Annotated in this window: 14 protein-coding genes; 3 read left to right on the forward strand and 11 right to left on the reverse strand. The window is 53.7% G+C overall.

Going from position 1 to position 14,769, the window contains the following annotated elements; translation table 11 throughout:
- Positions 1-12: 12 nt before the first annotated feature.
- On the reverse strand, positions 13-441 hold the full coding sequence (gene uspG / locus ABVN36_RS14980; RefSeq protein ID WP_000278499.1) for a universal stress protein UspG: 429 nt from the start codon (positions 439-441) through the stop codon (positions 13-15).
- Positions 442-663: 222 nt separating this feature from the next.
- Between uspG and ABVN36_RS14985 the strand changes: the two genes are divergently transcribed.
- Positions 664-1,902 (forward strand): zinc-dependent alcohol dehydrogenase, encoded by a 1,239-nt coding sequence (locus ABVN36_RS14985; protein ID WP_023137875.1) that lies wholly within the window; start codon positions 664-666, stop codon positions 1,900-1,902.
- Positions 1,903-1,984: 82 nt separating this feature from the next.
- On the opposite strand, the gene rnk is transcribed toward ABVN36_RS14985, so the two are convergent.
- The 9 genes from rnk to citC all read right to left on the reverse strand — a co-directional run bounded on the left by rnk (position 1,985) and on the right by citC (position 10,283).
- The gene (rnk, locus tag ABVN36_RS14990) at positions 1,985-2,395 is read right to left on the reverse strand and encodes a nucleoside diphosphate kinase regulator (RefSeq protein WP_000089748.1); all 411 of its coding nucleotides are present in this window, start codon (positions 2,393-2,395) and stop codon (positions 1,985-1,987) included.
- A gap of 234 nt (positions 2,396-2,629) precedes the next feature.
- Positions 2,630-3,436 carry a ribonuclease I gene (rna, locus tag ABVN36_RS14995; RefSeq protein ID WP_001092585.1) on the reverse strand — a complete coding sequence of 269 codons (807 nt, stop codon included), beginning with the start codon at positions 3,434-3,436 and terminating at the stop codon, positions 2,630-2,632.
- A gap of 109 nt (positions 3,437-3,545) precedes the next feature.
- Positions 3,546-5,009: a citrate/succinate antiporter CitT gene (citT, locus tag ABVN36_RS15000; protein WP_000059029.1), complete on the reverse strand. Its 1,464-nt coding sequence runs from the start codon at positions 5,007-5,009 to the stop codon at positions 3,546-3,548.
- A gap of 37 nt (positions 5,010-5,046) precedes the next feature.
- Positions 5,047-5,943 carry a triphosphoribosyl-dephospho-CoA synthase CitG gene (gene citG / locus ABVN36_RS15005; RefSeq protein ID WP_000982670.1) on the reverse strand — a complete coding sequence of 299 codons (897 nt, stop codon included), beginning with the start codon at positions 5,941-5,943 and terminating at the stop codon, positions 5,047-5,049.
- Complete coding sequence (citX, locus tag ABVN36_RS15010; RefSeq protein ID WP_001236064.1) at positions 5,915-6,466, reverse strand: citrate lyase holo-[acyl-carrier protein] synthase; 552 nt, start codon at positions 6,464-6,466, stop codon at positions 5,915-5,917. The genes citG and citX overlap by 29 nt, the downstream gene beginning before the upstream one ends.
- Positions 6,467-6,469: 3 nt before the next feature.
- Positions 6,470-7,999 (reverse strand): citrate lyase subunit alpha, encoded by a 1,530-nt coding sequence (gene citF / locus ABVN36_RS15015; RefSeq protein WP_023137874.1) that lies wholly within the window; start codon positions 7,997-7,999, stop codon positions 6,470-6,472.
- 9 nt (positions 8,000-8,008) lie between these two features.
- Positions 8,009-8,917 carry a citrate (pro-3S)-lyase subunit beta gene (gene citE, locus ABVN36_RS15020; protein WP_000622342.1) on the reverse strand — a complete coding sequence of 303 codons (909 nt, stop codon included), beginning with the start codon at positions 8,915-8,917 and terminating at the stop codon, positions 8,009-8,011.
- Positions 8,914-9,210 carry a citrate lyase acyl carrier protein gene (gene citD, locus ABVN36_RS15025; protein ID WP_000700679.1) on the reverse strand — a complete coding sequence of 99 codons (297 nt, stop codon included), beginning with the start codon at positions 9,208-9,210 and terminating at the stop codon, positions 8,914-8,916. Before citD ends, citE begins: the two co-directional genes overlap by 4 nt.
- A complete protein-coding gene (citC, locus tag ABVN36_RS15030; RefSeq protein WP_112324599.1) occupies positions 9,207-10,283 on the reverse strand; it encodes a [citrate (pro-3S)-lyase] ligase in 1,077 nt (358 codons plus the stop codon). Before citC ends, citD begins: the two co-directional genes overlap by 4 nt.
- Positions 10,284-10,668: 385 nt before the next feature.
- Between citC and dpiB the strand changes: the two genes are divergently transcribed.
- Together dpiB and dpiA are read left to right on the forward strand one after the other, a co-directional pair.
- Positions 10,669-12,330, forward strand: coding sequence for a sensor histidine kinase DpiB (gene dpiB, locus ABVN36_RS15035; RefSeq protein WP_023205726.1), 1,662 nt, complete (start codon positions 10,669-10,671; stop codon positions 12,328-12,330).
- Complete coding sequence (gene dpiA, locus ABVN36_RS15040; RefSeq protein WP_000138784.1) at positions 12,299-12,979, forward strand: two-component response regulator DpiA; 681 nt, start codon at positions 12,299-12,301, stop codon at positions 12,977-12,979. Before dpiB ends, dpiA begins: the two co-directional genes overlap by 32 nt.
- 53 nt (positions 12,980-13,032) lie before the next feature.
- Here the strand turns inward: dpiA and dcuC are convergent, their stop codons facing one another.
- Positions 13,033-14,418, reverse strand: coding sequence for an anaerobic C4-dicarboxylate transporter DcuC (gene dcuC, locus ABVN36_RS15045; RefSeq protein WP_000958619.1), 1,386 nt, complete (start codon positions 14,416-14,418; stop codon positions 13,033-13,035).
- Positions 14,419-14,769 lie beyond the last annotated feature (351 nt).

The following is a 14,769-nucleotide window of genomic DNA, read 5'->3' on the forward strand; positions in this document are numbered from 1 at the left end:
TAGCCACCAGGGTTAACGCACAACCAATACTGGCAGCGTCGCATGGCGCACCACGCTTGAGGCGTTAGACCCCAACAGGTGTGTCGTGATAGACGGATTACGCGAACCGATTACCACGACATCCGCATCCAGTTCTTCGCCCATCTCATTGACGACATCGCGCACGCTACCAAAGCGGACATGCGTTTTAATTCGTGAAGGATCGATACTGAAGTGTCCCACCATCGTTTGCAGACGCGTTTCCGCCTCATGCTGTAAATGTTCTTCAAAGCGACGCACGTCGGCGGCAAAGCGGTGCAGACTCATGCTCGCGGACCCAGGCAGTACATGCAACAGATGAATGACGCCATCCTGTTGCGCCAGAAACTCAGCGTGGCGAATGGCTTTATCGCTAAGTTCCATTTCAAAAACATCAACCGGCATAATGATTGTCTTATACATACCCGTTACTCCCTGTTAATCAATACTGAATTTATTCAAGCATATAATAATGTTTCTTTCTGCTATTTGTCTGGCAATTTTAAATATTGCGACAACCTGACGTTAAAAAAGTCGTGTATTTTCCAGGAAAAATCCTAAAGCCGCCTGTTTTTCCGGCAGTCTCTCCGGGATAGCTACCCTTTTATAGTCGAACGCAACATTCACCGTTACCCCGGAGGCTGCATGAAAGCATTGACGTATCACGGTCCACATCACGTAAAGGTTGAAAACGTACCCGATCCCGGCATTGAGCAGCCTGACGATATCATTTTGCGTGTTACCGCCACCGCGATTTGCGGATCCGATTTGCATCTCTATCGCGGCAAGATCCCACAGGTAAAACATGGTGATATTTTCGGCCATGAATTTATGGGCGAGGTGGTGGAAACCGGACATGATGTGAAGAATATTCGGAAAGGGGATCGGGTCGTTATCCCGTTTGTCATTGCCTGTGGCGACTGCTTTTTCTGTCGGCTACAGCAATATTCAGCGTGTGAAAACACTAACGACGGACACGGCGCGGCGATGAATAAAAAACAGATCCCGCCGCCGGCGGCGCTGTTTGGGTATAGCCATCTGTATGGCGGCGTTCCCGGCGGACAGGCCGAATATGTTCGCGTGCCAAAAGGTAATGTCGGTCCATTTAAGGTGCCGCCGCTGTTATCTGACGATAAAGCGCTGTTTCTTTCTGATATTTTGCCTACCGCCTGGCAGGCGGTAAAAAATGCTCAGATTCAGCAAGGTTCCAGCGTGGCGGTTTTTGGCGCAGGGCCGGTAGGATTACTGACTATCGCCTGTGCGCGACTGCTGGGCGCGGAGCAGATCTTCGTCGTTGATCACCACGCCTGGCGCTTGCGTTTCGCCGAAGAACGTTATGGCGCGATACCGATCAACTTCGATGATGAGAACGATCCGGCGGAAAAAATCATCGAGCAGACGGCAGGCCACCGCGGCGTGGACGCGGTAATTGATGCCGTAGGCTTTGAAGCGAAAGGCAGCATGACGGAGACGGTGCTGACGAACCTTAAACTGGAAGGCAGCAGCGGCAAAGCGCTGCGACAATGTATCGCGGCGGTCAGACGCGGCGGCGTGGTCAGCGTGCCCGGCGTGTATGCCGGTTTTATTCACGGCTTTTTATTCGGCGACGCCTTTGATAAGGGGCTAACTTTTAAAATGGGTCAAACCCATGTTCACGCGTGGCTGGGGGAATTATTACCGCTTATTGAAAAAGGGTTGCTGAAGCCGGAGGAGATTGTCACGCACTATATGCCGTTTGAAGAGGCGGCGCGCGGCTACGAAATTTTCGAAAAACGCGAAGAAGAGTGCCGGAAGGTTATCCTGGTGCCGGGAGCGACGTCGGCACAAGCGGCGCAGAAACAGGCGACGGGAGTAATCAACCCGATGCCAGGCGGCGTTGTCTGAAACAGGCAGCAATGAAAGGGCTAACGGAAAGAGGATGCGCAGGCATCCTCTGTGTAAACGCATTAACGCTTATGCAGATGGTTTAACGCAGGAAGTCGCCCGCGGCTTCAGGCTGATATTCGAGTTCCAGCACTTCGAGATGGGTGGAGGCGCCGCCCGGCAGTTCCCAGTGAATGGTGTCGCCGACGCGCAGTCCCAGCAACGCCGCGCCGACGGGCGCCATTACCGAAAGCTGGGTACTGCTATCCGTCATATTGGCGGGATACACCAGCGTCCGCACGCGTGTTTCACCATCGCTCAAATTGCGGAATTTAACGCGGCTGTTCATGGTGACGACATCGTTCGGCATCTCTTGTGGCGAACACATTTGCGCGCGATCCAGTTCGGCGTTGAGCGCGTCGGCAATCGGCAGATCCGCATACGCAGGCTGTTCCAGAAGACGATCAATACGTTCGGCGTCAAGGTCGTTAATGATAATAGTGGGTCTGGACATTTCTTACTCCATGTCATCGATACTGCGAGTAGTGCAGGTAAATGGTCCCAAAAGAAAACCCTCACCGTCTGGCGGCGAGGGTTTAACTCTCATGATGATACTGAGACTTACCCCGTCTTTGAAGTGATTTAGTTCACATTCGGGTAAATCCTCAAACGTCATAGCCCTGAGTGAATTTTAGTCTACATTCGGGCGTGTTCTCAAATGTGGCTACGGTTTTAAACCTCTGCTTCGTCAATAACCGGCTTTATCGATAATAAACTGTTTCCCGCAGTTGCCGGGATGCGGCTGCGGCAGGAATGAGGCAGAGGAGAGCGGCGCGTTAATCATCGACGCCTTTAATGAAAACTGAATCTCTGTTAAATAGGCGGGATTGCCATGGCAGTTTACTTTAACGGCTTTGACATTATCCTGGCCCCACATTTGTGCGACGACGCTATCAAACTCAGCGCGGCTAACGGTTTTGCCGTAATTATCCGCCAGAAACTGCCCCAGCGCGCTGTCTTTTATCGCCTTATCCAGCCGTATCATGGTGCCGAAATAGGCATTGGGATCAAACCCGAAACAGGCGCCATGTTTGGCATATTCGTAGCGCTCCAGACAGGAATTCCCCCCCGCGCCGGGCATCACTTCCTTAAGCGCTGCCGCGATGTCAGGCGAAAGTCCGGGGGCGGGGGCGGAGCATTTCCGGCTAGCCTTAACTTCAGGCAGATTCGGGATTGGCCGCGTCGCACAACCAAAGCGCTGCCAGCGTCGCTGGTCAACACCGCGTGCGGCGATAGATTTGGGTAATCCTGGCCACAGGCCGTGGACGGTCAGAAAGTCTGCTTTGTTGGCTGGCTCTTTTTGCAGACGGCACTCATCGGGTTCCCGATGGCGGCGTTCATGCTGGCTTTGACAAAAACCGGTTTGCCAGGAAAGCGCCAGCACATAGTCAGTGAAATCACCGTACTGTTGCGCCTGAAGTTCGTCGGCGTTGGCGGCAAAAATTGGGGTTAAGAGGACAGCCAGCAGCGGACTGTAATGCCATATTGTGTTCATGATGAATTCGATAAATTATACACATTATGAATGTTACCCATTTAATCATAAAAAATGCCGCTCAGGTGAACCTGAACGGCATCATTTTTAACCTACGTTGGCGTAATGTTTAATTCCACATTGCCAGAATCGGCCAGCCCACCAGCAACAGCATCGCGATATAGATAACGCCAAAGATTGCGCCAAGCCGCCAGTAGTCTCTGGATTTCACGTAACCGCAGCCGTAGATAATCACACCAGGGCCGGTGGCATACGGCGTCAGACAGCCCATGATACCGATAGACAGCACCAGCAGAATACACAGTTGTTCCATCGGAACGCCCGGAATGCCTTTACCCACCGCCAGAATGACCGGCAGCATGGTCGCGGTGTGAGCGGAAAGGCTGGCGAACAGGTAGTGCGCGAAATAGAACACCAGTACCAGTACAATGACGGTTGCATCCGGCGAGAAACCTTCCAGATGCGTACTCATGGTATTGGCGAACCAGTCAATAAAGCCGGAGCGGGTTAAGCCATTGGCCATGACCACCAGCGTAGCGAGGTTCACCAGGGTGTTCCAGGCGCTGTTGTAGCGCGTAATGTCTTTCCACGGCACAACATGCAGCGCCAGCATCAGCGAGACGGCCAGCAGACCCACGGCAGTGGCGTTGATGATTTTTCCACCAAAAACCCACAACCCTAAGCTAAGCAGCACCAGGCCAATCAGCGTCCACTCTTTGCGGGACAGACGCCCCATGTTTTTTAACTCGCCGCCAGCCCAGGCCGCGACTTCCGCACTGTGGGTCACTTCAGGTTTATAAAGCACATAGGAGAGCCACGGCGCAACGATCAGTAAAATAATCCCTACCGGCAGAAAGCTGAGAAACCACTGCAGCCAGCTAATCTGGACGCCGGCGATCTTGCTGACGAACTCCAGACCTAACACGTTTGGCGCCGCGCCAGTGACAAACATCGAAGAGCTCAGGCTGGTACTGATCACCATCATCCACATCAAATAACCGCCGATGCGGCGTGCGGAAGGATCGTTTGGAAACGATTTAAACAGCGGCGGCAGGTTCTTGATGACCGGGAAGACAGTCCCGCCGGTACGAGCCGTATTGGAGGGAGTAAACGGCGCCAGCAAAATATCGATAATGACAATCGCATAGCCGAGCGTCAGCGTGCGTTTACCCATGAATTTTACCAGAAAGAGCGCAATGCGGCGCCCCAGCCCGGTCACTTCGTAGCCCAGCGCGAAAATAAACGCGCCGAAAACCAGCCAGACCGTGGTGCTGGAGAAACCGGCAAGCCCCCATTTCAGCGCCTGTTTACTGGCTTTAAACGCCGGATCGGCCAGTTCTGAAGCGTCAAATAGCAGGTAATTGCTGCCGATAACGCAAATGGTTACGGCGATAAAACTGATCGCTGTCGCCGGGATCGGCTCCAGGATCATACCGACAATCATCGCGACGAAAACCGCAAAATAGTGCCAGGCCTGCGGCGGCATACCATCTGGAACAGGAATTAGCAACATGACGCCCATCACCACTAATGGGGCCAACAACTTCCATATATTATCTTTGGATAAAGACATAAATGACTCTCCGGAAAGGATATTTTCTATAATTGTGTTAATGATTAACTTGCGAAATTTGCGCTAAAAACCAGGTAACGATCAGCAGATCGGCGCTACCGCCTGGGCTGAGATTGCGTTCAATGCATTGCTGATCGAACCGGTGGAGATAAACGAGATCGTCAGGCGTCCGTATGCCGCCCTGATGTAATAAGACCGCCGCCTGCTGCTGTAACCAGCGCAGACCGTCCGCCCCGCCGCGCGACGCGACGTTGGTATCGCCGTTAAGCGACATCAGCAGCAGTAAGGTATCAAGCAGCGCCAGTTCCGGATCGCGCCCCTGCGCCAGCAATGCGCGGTAGTGCGGCAACGCGTGGCGGATGACCAGCGGATAGCCCGCTTCCGCTTCACCGCGCGCGCCGGTTAATCCCAGTTGCTGATACAGCCGCTGGCCTGCGGTGAGCTGTAGGTTGTTCTGGCGCAGTTCGCGCGTGGTCAGGCCGCGGCAAAAATCGGCGGCGGTAGCGCAGAGTGTTTCTGCGGCGATCGGCTGGCGTAGCTGATACAGGCGGCCAATGGCGGCGCACAGTAACCCCAGCGAGAAAATGCTGCCTTTATGGGTATTGACGCCCGCCGTTGCGCGAAACATCGCTGCTTCACAGGCCATCCCCAATGGACGCAGGCCCGCCAGAACTGACTCTGGCGGCAGGCGCGTGCAGCTGGCGCCATATTCCATAAAGCGCGGCAGCCAGTGTCGAATCGCCTCCGCGCTGCGGTGAAAATCCGCCAGCGCCATATCTTTGTGCGCGCCGCAGTTTAGTCGGTCTACCAGACCGGGTTTTGGCGATAAATTTACCTCGGTCAGCATGGCGCGCCAGGCCAAATCGGCCCAGGCGTCATACAGCGACTGAGGCTGAATGGAGGCGTTAGTCGGGTTGACGGGAATCGGCATCATGCAGCAGCGCCTCCATATGAGTCAGTAAATCAGTCAGCGCGTGGGTTTTACCCCGCGCGCATTCAGCCGCGCTTTGCCCGCACAGCAGACAGCGGCGAGCGGGAAGCGCGAAATGGCGGCGGGAGAGTATTTCGCCTTCCGCCGTCAGGACATCGATATCCCACAGGCGCCCCAGTGGATAACGCTGTTCCAGCGCGATGGTCGCCTGTTTGAGCGCCTGAGCGGGCGCGTCAATCGCCAGCAGCCCTTCCGGCCCGCTGGCGGAAGCCAGTGCAGCCTGCTCCCGGATGGTCCAGCCATACTCTTCTGCCAGCGTGTGCAGGGCAGTCACGCCGTGATTAAAGATCCGGCGGGTTAACGCGCTGTCTTTTATCGGGCCTGGCGCCACCACGGTAAAGGAGACCAGTGGAGTGGCGTGGCGCGTTAGCCAGGCGCGCTGTCTTGCTTGTCTCTCATCCCGGCTGGCGAGCAGCTCAGGAATAGAAACGTCGTGACAGGTGGCGAGTTCAGGAAACAGGCGCATGGCTTATTCCTTCACCTGATGCACCACATCGATCACTGAACCGTCGCGATAACGCACGACAGCAATCACGCGGTCGGTGAATTCGATAGGGCGGGGCTGACCGGTAAGCAGTTGCGCGCGTTCGCGCAGCCACTCAATCGATACCACTTTCATTCCCGCTGCTTTCAGGCGTTCAGCCAACTCCGGACGCGCCGGATTGACGGCGATACCGTGATCGGTGACCAGAATGTCAACGCTGGAGCCCGGTGTGACGCAGGTGGTGACGTTATCAACCAGCGTTGGGATGCGACCGCGCACCAGCGGCGCGACGATGATGGACAGCGCCGCCGCGACGGCGGTATCGCAGTGGCCGCCGGACGCGCCGCGTAGAACGCCGTCGGAGCCGGTCAGCACGTTAACATTGAAGTGGGTGTCGACTTCCAGCGCGCTCAGCACCACCACGTCCAGACGGTCGACGGAAGCGCCTTTAGAGCCCCAGTTGGCGTACTGGTTAGCGCTGATTTCGATATGGTTCGGGTTGCGGGCCAAAGATTGCGCAGCGTTACGATCGAAGCTCTGCACGTCAAGCAGTTTGCGGATTAAGCCCTTTTCATGCAGGTCGACCATGGTGGCGGTGATACCGCCCAGCGCGAAATTAGCCACAATGTTGCGGCTACACATTTTGTCTTCCAGGAAGCGGGTGACCGCCAGCGATGCGCCGCCGGTGCCGGTTTGCAGGGAGAAACCTTCGTTGAAGTAGCCGGAGTGAGCAATGACTTCCGCCGCGCTGCGGGCGATCAGCAGTTCACGCGGATTAGTGGTCATGCGGGTCGCGCCAGCGCCGATTTTGTTTGCATCACCGACTTCTTCGATTTGCACGATCAGATCAACCTGATCCTGAGCGATGCTTGCCGGGTTATGCGGATACGGCAGCAGTTGCTCCGTCAGCATCACGACCTGCTTCGCGCTATCGGCATCCACCATCGCGTAGCCCAGTGAACCGCAACAAGCTTTGCCGGTATAACCGTTAGCATTACCGAATTCATCGCAGGAGGGCACGCCAAGAAACGCAACATCAATATTGAGTTCGCCGCTTTGTACCAGATGCACACGACCGCCGTGGGAGTGAATCTGAACCGGCTCAGCCAGCAGGCCGCGAGAAATTTCTTCCGCCAGCGGGCCGCGCAGGCCTGACGTGTAGATGCGGCTGACCACCCCGTTACGAATGTGTTCAACCAGCGGCGCATGGCAGTCGCTCAGCGAACTGGAGGCCAGGGTCAGGTTTTTGAAGCCCATCTTCGCGATGGTTTCCATCACCAGGTTAATCGTCAGATCGCCGCCGCGAAACGCGTGGTGAAAAGAGAGCGTCATGCCGTCGCGTAAACCGGAACGGCGGATGGCCTCTTCCAGGCTGGCGCACAGTTTGTGGTCGCGCGGTTTTTGCGCTTGTAGATCCAATTTTGCCGCACTTTGGTAAGCGTTCAGTTCGCTTTCAGCGTGACGGCTCCAGGCGGCTACGCGATCCTGGCGTTGAGATTCATTTTTCTGCGTCATTTTTTTGCCTTATTCTTCGCGAATACCGGAAAGTTCTGCACGGGAGAGCACCAGACGGGCGCGTTCAATCACCGGGCTGTCGACCATCTTGCCGTTAAGGGAAACGACGCCGAGACCTTCGCGGGCGGCGGCTTCTGCGGCTTCAACGACCAGACGCGCATGGGCGACCTCTTTACGCGTCGGCGCATAAAGGTTGTGCAGCAGTTCGATCTGGCGGGGGTTGATCAGTGACTTACCGTCAAAGCCCAACTGTTTAATGTGGGCGGCTTCTTGCAGGAAACCGGCTTCGTTATTGGCGTCGGAATAGACGGTATCAAAGGCCTGAATGCCGGCGGAACGCGCGGCCTGCAAAATGGCGCAGCGGGCGAACAGCAGTTCGGTGCCTTCCGGAGAACGTTCGGTGCGCAGGTTGCGAACATAGTCTTCCGCGCCCAGCGCAATCCCGATCAACCGTTCAGAGGCGTGGGCGATTTCTACCGCGCGGGTAATACCCAGCGGCGATTCCACGGCGGCTAACAGGCCGGTACTGCCCGGTTCGCGACCGCAGGCGTTTTCAATGCGCAGAATTTCGTTTTCGATATCAATGACGTCCTGCGCGGTGTCGGTTTTCGGTAAACGCACCACGTCCGCGCCGCCGCGCACGACCGCTTCCAGATCGTTGACGCCCCATTCGGAGTCCAGCGCATTCACGCGGACGATGGTTTCGACGTCACGGTAAAGCGGGTGTTGCAGCGCGTGATATACCAGACGGCGCGCCGCGTCTTTTTCGCGTAATGCAACGGAGTCTTCCAGGTCGAACATCAGCGCGTCGGCTGGATAGATAAACGAATTGCTCACCATCGCCGCGTTGGCGCCCGGTACGAATAACATACTGCGGCGGGTGCGGGTTTTACGTTGTTGCAGAGAGGCGGAAATCATTGGCGATCCTCCCAGGGCAGAGCGGCAATACCGCTGGCGCGCGCCAGTAGCGTTTCCAGTCGGGCGCGCAAAATGCAGTCCAGAGCGCCTTTATCATCGACGTTCAGTTGTACGCCGCGCACGTCGTAGCGAGAAAGCACCTCCAGGATGGTGGCGCGAATGGCCTCGCCAAACTGTTTTTCAACGCTACTGTTGATTTGCAGGTCAATATCCTGCGTATCGAGCGGCGCAATGCGTATCATCACATCGCCGGACTCAAGCGTGCCTGCGACGGCTAGCTGGTTTATTTTCATTTTTCACCTGTTGCTAATACGGGGGACTTTTGACGGGCTGCCGCGCTGCCCGGATGGCGTTCGACCATGCCCTGCAAATAGCGCAGGGTGGCGTCGGGAACCAGCGGCGCGATAGCCGTGAGATCGTGTTTAACCCGCAGCTTGCGTACCCAGGAGGCGGATATCGGCGTCTCCTGGAAGCAAAGCCGCTCTATTTCCACCAGCGTAATGGGTGGGGCGGGAAGCGTTGGCGTCTCCAGCCAGAAACGCATATCAAGGTTGTACTGGGCGGTAACGGTGCAAAACGGCTCCGTACCGACAAAGCGGTGTGTGATGCCAAGCGCGGGCGCCAGATACTGGCGGAAAATCTTCAGGTCGATTTCGGTATAACAGTGATTAATGACGCTCTGCTCTTTAATGAAATAGCAGGGGAACGTCGCACGAGAAATAATGTATTCGGAGCCGCGGTGAACGGTTAAGCGCGGGATATCGGTAGTCCCTTTAAGGACCAGATCGAGTCGGTCTTCATAGGGAAAGCGTGACGTATCTTCTTTGACCAGGAACAGATGCAGCCAGTCGCACTGTGCCGCCGCCTGTTGGATCAGATAGCGATGGCCGTTCGTGAAAGGATTGGCGTTCATCACAATACAGCCAATTTTCTTTCCCTCATGACGCAATGTCGCCAGCGATTCCGCATACCGTTTCAACCGGGTCGCACTATTTTCCATTAAGACCATTACGCCAGGGACGCTGGCTATCGTCGAAAAGCTGCACTGTTTAAACAGCGCTTCGTATTCCGTTTTGGTATAAATAAAAAGATGGGTGCAGTGCCGTTCCCAGGCGAGATTAATCAATTCCGTCGCCAGCGTTAACGCTAAGCCTTCGCCGCGTACTGATTCGCTAATGGCCACGCATTTAATGATATTTCCGGCAATACCGCCGCAGGCAATAAGACGGTCATCACGGCTGACGGTAATAAACACTTCAACAGTGGTATCGACGCTTAAATCATTCTCTTTGAGAAAGTGAGCGATCTCCGCCATTTTTTTATTTTCAGAGCGTTTTACCCGAGTGAATACATTATTGCCAAACATAGTAAGAAATATCCTGGTGATATGCTTGTTGCCACTTTTCTGTATATGTTGCGCTGTGTTGCAACTTGATAACTTTTTCTTTTCAGTCAGAGTGGGAGTATTTTTATGACGAGTTATTTATTTTTTCTCACTGACGTATACATCGTAAGGAGTATTTTGGTGGTAAATTTTGATTTATTTCACAAAGCGTTAGATGGTTTTTAAGTGTTTTATGGTTTTAAGTTTTTTAATTAATTTAATCGCCATTCCGGCGGTGGGTTTTAGTTGTTTAATTGATTTAATGTGGGGAATCTGTAACGATTGGTTTTTATATGCTTCAAGATGCTGAAAACATTTTTATTACATTTGCGATAAATCTGAAGAGAAATGCCCATAAGGAACCTTAATGTCCTATCAGAAAAATAAAAAGCTGTTTCCTTTTTTTCGGCAACTCGCGTTTCCGTTACGTATTTTTCTGCTCATTCTGGTGGTTTCTGTTTTCATCGTGGCAGCGTTAGCACAATATTTGTCTGCCAGTTTCGAAGATTATCTGGCGTCCCATGTTCGTGATATGGCGATGAATCAGGCAAAAATTATTGCTTCTAACGACAGCATTATCGCTGCCGTAAAAAACCGGGACTATAAACGCCTGGCGATAATTGCGAATAAACTGCAGCGCGGGACGGATTTTGACTATGTGGTGATAGGCGATCGCCACTCGATCCGGCTTTACCATCCGAATCCGGAAAAAATCGGCTATCCCATGCAGTTTACGAAACCCGGCGCGCTGGAAAGAGGAGAAAGTTATTTCATTACCGGTAAGGGCTCAATAGGGATGGCGATGCGCGCCAAAACGCCTATCTTTGACAACGAAGGCAACGTGATCGGCGTTGTTTCAATTGGCTATCTGGTCAGTAAAATCGACTCCTGGCGGCTGGACTTCTTATTACCGATGGCGGGGGTTTTTGTCCTGTTGCTGGTGGTATTAATGCTGCTTTCCTGGTTTTTCGCCGCGCATATCCGCCGACAAATGCTGGGCATGGAGCCGAAACAGATTGCGCGTGTGGTACGCCAGCAGGAGGCGTTATTTAGCTCGGTTTATGAAGGGCTGATCGCCGTTGATCCGGAGGGACATATCACCGCGATTAACCGCAATGCGAGAAAAATGTTGGGGCTGCCGTCGCCGGGGCGTCAGTGGCTGGGCAAGCTGATAGCGGAAGTCGTCAATCCGGCAGACTTTTTTACCTGCCAGATCGCAGAAAGACGTCAGGATGTGATGGCCAACTTCAATGGCCTGAGCGTCATCGCCAATCGTGAGGCTATCCGTTCCGGCGAGGAGCTGCTGGGCGCTATTATTAGTTTTCGCAGCAAAGATGAAATCGCGACGTTGAACGCGCAGCTAACCCAGATTAAACAGTATGTTGAGAGCCTGCGCACGCTACGCCATGAGCACCTGAACTGGATGTCGACTCTGAACGGCCTGCTGCAAATGAAAGAGTATGATCGGGTCAGAGAGATGGTGCAGGGTGAGTCGCAGGCGCAGCAGCAACTTATTGATAGTTTACGCGGCGCCTTCGCCGATCGTCAGGTGGCCGGTTTGCTGTTTGGCAAAGTTCAGCGCGCGCGTGAACTGGGGCTCAAGATGGTGATTGTTCCCGGCAGCCAGCTACATCAACTGCCGGAGGGGCTGGATAGCACGGAGTTCGCCGCCATCGTCGGGAATCTGCTGGATAACGCGTTTGAGGCGAGTTTGCGTACACAGGAAGGCGACAAGACCATCGAACTTTTCCTGAGCGACGAGGGCGACGAGGTGGTAATAGAGGTCGCCGACCAGGGCTGCGGCGTTCCTGAAGCGCTGCGGGAAAAAATTTTTGAACAGGGCGTAAGTACCCGAACCGACGAACCCGGTGAGCATGGTATCGGGTTATATCTGATTGCAAGTTATGTGGGGCGCTGTGGCGGGGTCATTACGCTGGAAGACAATGATCCTTGTGGCACCTTATTTTCTTTATTCCTTCCGAAAGTGAAAAAAAACGATGACAGAACCATTAACCCTATTGATCGTTGAGGATGAAACGCTGCTGGCGGAGATGCACGCAGAATATATCCGCCATATTCCTGGCTTTAACCAGATATGGCTGGCGGGCAATCTGGCGCAGGCGAGAATGATGATTGACCGGTTCAAACCTGGATTAATTCTGTTGGATAATTATCTGCCGGATGGGAAGGGGATTACGCTGCTGCATGAATTAATGCAGTCGCGCTATCCCGGCGGCGTCGTGTTTACGACCGCCGCCAGTGACATGGAGACGGTAGCGGAAGCGGTACGTAGCGGTGCGTTTGATTATCTGGTCAAACCTATTGCTTATGAACGTTTGGGGCAGACGCTGACCCGCTATCAACAGCGCAGACGTATGCTGGCGAGCGCGGATAGCGCAAGCCAGAAGCAGATAGATGAAATGTTCAACGCCTATGCGCGCGGCGAACCGAAAGGGGATTTGCCGACCGGTATTGATGCCTTAACCCTTAATGCGGTGATGAAGCTGTTTGCCGATCCAACCGTACGCCATACGGCTGAAACGGTCGCGCAGGCCTTAACGATAAGCCGCACCACATCCCGACGCTACCTGGAATATTGCGCGAGTCAGCATCTGATTGTCGCAGAGATTATTCATGGCAAAGTGGGCAGGCCGCAGCGTATTTACCACGGCGGCTAAGCCTGGTTTAAGATGCCGGGGCGATGTTTTCCCTCGCCCCGGCTTACCGGCTATCAGCCGCCAGTAACGGCGGAAGAGGCGCCTGGCACCATAATTTCCGTGGCGATAATGACGATCAACAGACCGACGATGACCGGAACGGACGTGCGTTTCACCACTTCAAACGGTGATATTTTAGCCATCCCGGCGACAGCGACCACGACGCCGGAGACTGGCGAAATCGTGCGCCCCAGGTTTGAGGCTTGCAGCATTGGGATAGATAAATAGGCTGGGTTGATGCCGGAGGAGTGCGCCAGTTTAGGGATCATCTCAACAAAGGCGTAAAAAGGCGCATTGCCTGAACCGGTGGTCATCGCGGCCAGCATGGTTAAAATCACTAAGACCAGCATCAGAATAATGCTGGCGGAGCCAAAAGAAGTGGCAATCGAGATCAGACTTTGGATAAAGCCAATGGTGCTCAGCCCCTGGGCGAAAACGCCCGCCGCGACCAGCAGCATCACAACGCCGGCAAACGCATCCGCCATGCCGCGATAAGCCACTTCCAGGCCGGAAAACACATTTTGCGTGTTGAAGCCGCGCACGAATTCCAGCACGGCGGCCAGCAGCATACAGATCACCAGAATGGTAATAATGTGCAACTGCGGCCCCCATTTACCGTCAAAAATCAGTACGCCGATAATGGGCGTGAACGGCAAAAGGGCATAAAACGCCGGGGCCGTGGTGGTAATCTCCGCCACGTCCAGCATCTCATGTGAAATGTTCTCTTTTTTATCCAGATAGCGTTGCCAGAAAAAGTGCGCAATCGCCATACCGATAATGGCGGCGATGGAAATCGGCAGCGTGGTTTTGAACGCGAAATCGATTAACGGCATCTCCGCCGCTTTTGCGGCTAAAACCACATCGCCAGACGTTGGCGAGAGGATGATGGCGGCCGGAGAGGCGCAAATAGCCGCCGCCGCGCCGCGGCTAATGCCGACGTTGACCATCACCGGGAAGAGAGTAGCCATGAGCAGTACGCCAAGCCCCGTCGCGGAAGAGACGGCCAGCGACATCAGGCAGGCGACAAAATAGGCAGCAATCATCAACAGGTAGGGCGAGTTTATGTACTGTAAAGGTTTCGACGCCAGCTTCACGACCATATCATTCGCGCCGATATGCGTCATATAGGCGGCAAAGCCGCACAGCATCATGATCATCATGCCAAGATCGCCGCCGCGACTCATAAGCAAAATTTTGATGTATTCAACAATATCTGTTGCGGTATAGCCGGTACTGGTTTCGCTGGCAGGTAATACCTTATGCCCCATCAGCGCACTGATAATAAGTAGAACCAGACCGCCGACAAATAAAACGCCAGTGGCGGAATATCCCTTAATGATGTAGCGCGCTACACCCACAATAACGACGACTCCGATAAGGAGCTCTATAACTGTTAGCATTGTTTCCCCTGTCTTATCGACACCCAGAGTAAAAATAAGAGCCACAAAAGTGGTATAAAAATGTACCGAATAAAGGATGGCGCCTTACTGATTAAAATCACGGCGCGGTTATTTTTTCATGTCATCGCTAAAGATGAAATATGCTTATACGAATTCTCTGTAGCGCTATAAGTATTAATTTATTGTTATTTTATTGTTTTATTTGTTGTACTTTGTTTTGTTTTTTTTGTGAAAGCTTATTAAGGAGCGCGACGGTTCTGAGTGCTAAATCAAACGCCGTTAACCCGATACTCTCTCAGATTATTCTCTGTTTATAGTTTGTTAAGATTTTATTCAGGTTAATGTTGTTAT

It is taken from the genome of Salmonella sp. SJTUF15581 (assembly GCF_043356775.1).
Classification (GTDB): domain Bacteria; phylum Pseudomonadota; class Gammaproteobacteria; order Enterobacterales; family Enterobacteriaceae; genus Salmonella; species Salmonella enterica.

Bases quoted from the DNA above. Each gene is read 5' to 3' on its own strand.
- uspG (WP_000278499.1), bottom strand. From the start codon at position 441: ATGTATAAGACAATCATTATGCCGGTTGATGTTTTTGAAATGGAACTT.
- ABVN36_RS14985 (WP_023137875.1), top strand. From the start codon at position 664: ATGAAAGCATTGACGTATCACGGTCCACATCACGTAAAGGTTGAAAAC.
- rnk (WP_000089748.1), bottom strand. From the start codon at position 2,395: ATGTCCAGACCCACTATTATCATTAACGACCTTGACGCCGAACGTATT.
- rna (WP_001092585.1), bottom strand. From the start codon at position 3,436: ATGAACACAATATGGCATTACAGTCCGCTGCTGGCTGTCCTCTTAACC.
- citT (WP_000059029.1), bottom strand. From the start codon at position 5,009: ATGTCTTTATCCAAAGATAATATATGGAAGTTGTTGGCCCCATTAGTG.
- citG (WP_000982670.1), bottom strand. From the start codon at position 5,943: ATGATGCCGATTCCCGTCAACCCGACTAACGCCTCCATTCAGCCTCAG.
- citX (WP_001236064.1), bottom strand. From the start codon at position 6,466: ATGCGCCTGTTTCCTGAACTCGCCACCTGTCACGACGTTTCTATTCCT.
- citF (WP_023137874.1), bottom strand. From the start codon at position 7,999: ATGACGCAGAAAAATGAATCTCAACGCCAGGATCGCGTAGCCGCCTGG.
- citE (WP_000622342.1), bottom strand. From the start codon at position 8,917: ATGATTTCCGCCTCTCTGCAACAACGTAAAACCCGCACCCGCCGCAGT.
- citD (WP_000700679.1), bottom strand. From the start codon at position 9,210: ATGAAAATAAACCAGCTAGCCGTCGCAGGCACGCTTGAGTCCGGCGAT.
- citC (WP_112324599.1), bottom strand. From the start codon at position 10,283: ATGTTTGGCAATAATGTATTCACTCGGGTAAAACGCTCTGAAAATAAA.
- dpiB (WP_023205726.1), top strand. From the start codon at position 10,669: ATGTCCTATCAGAAAAATAAAAAGCTGTTTCCTTTTTTTCGGCAACTC.
- dpiA (WP_000138784.1), top strand. From the start codon at position 12,299: ATGACAGAACCATTAACCCTATTGATCGTTGAGGATGAAACGCTGCTG.
- dcuC (WP_000958619.1), bottom strand. From the start codon at position 14,418: ATGCTAACAGTTATAGAGCTCCTTATCGGAGTCGTCGTTATTGTGGGT.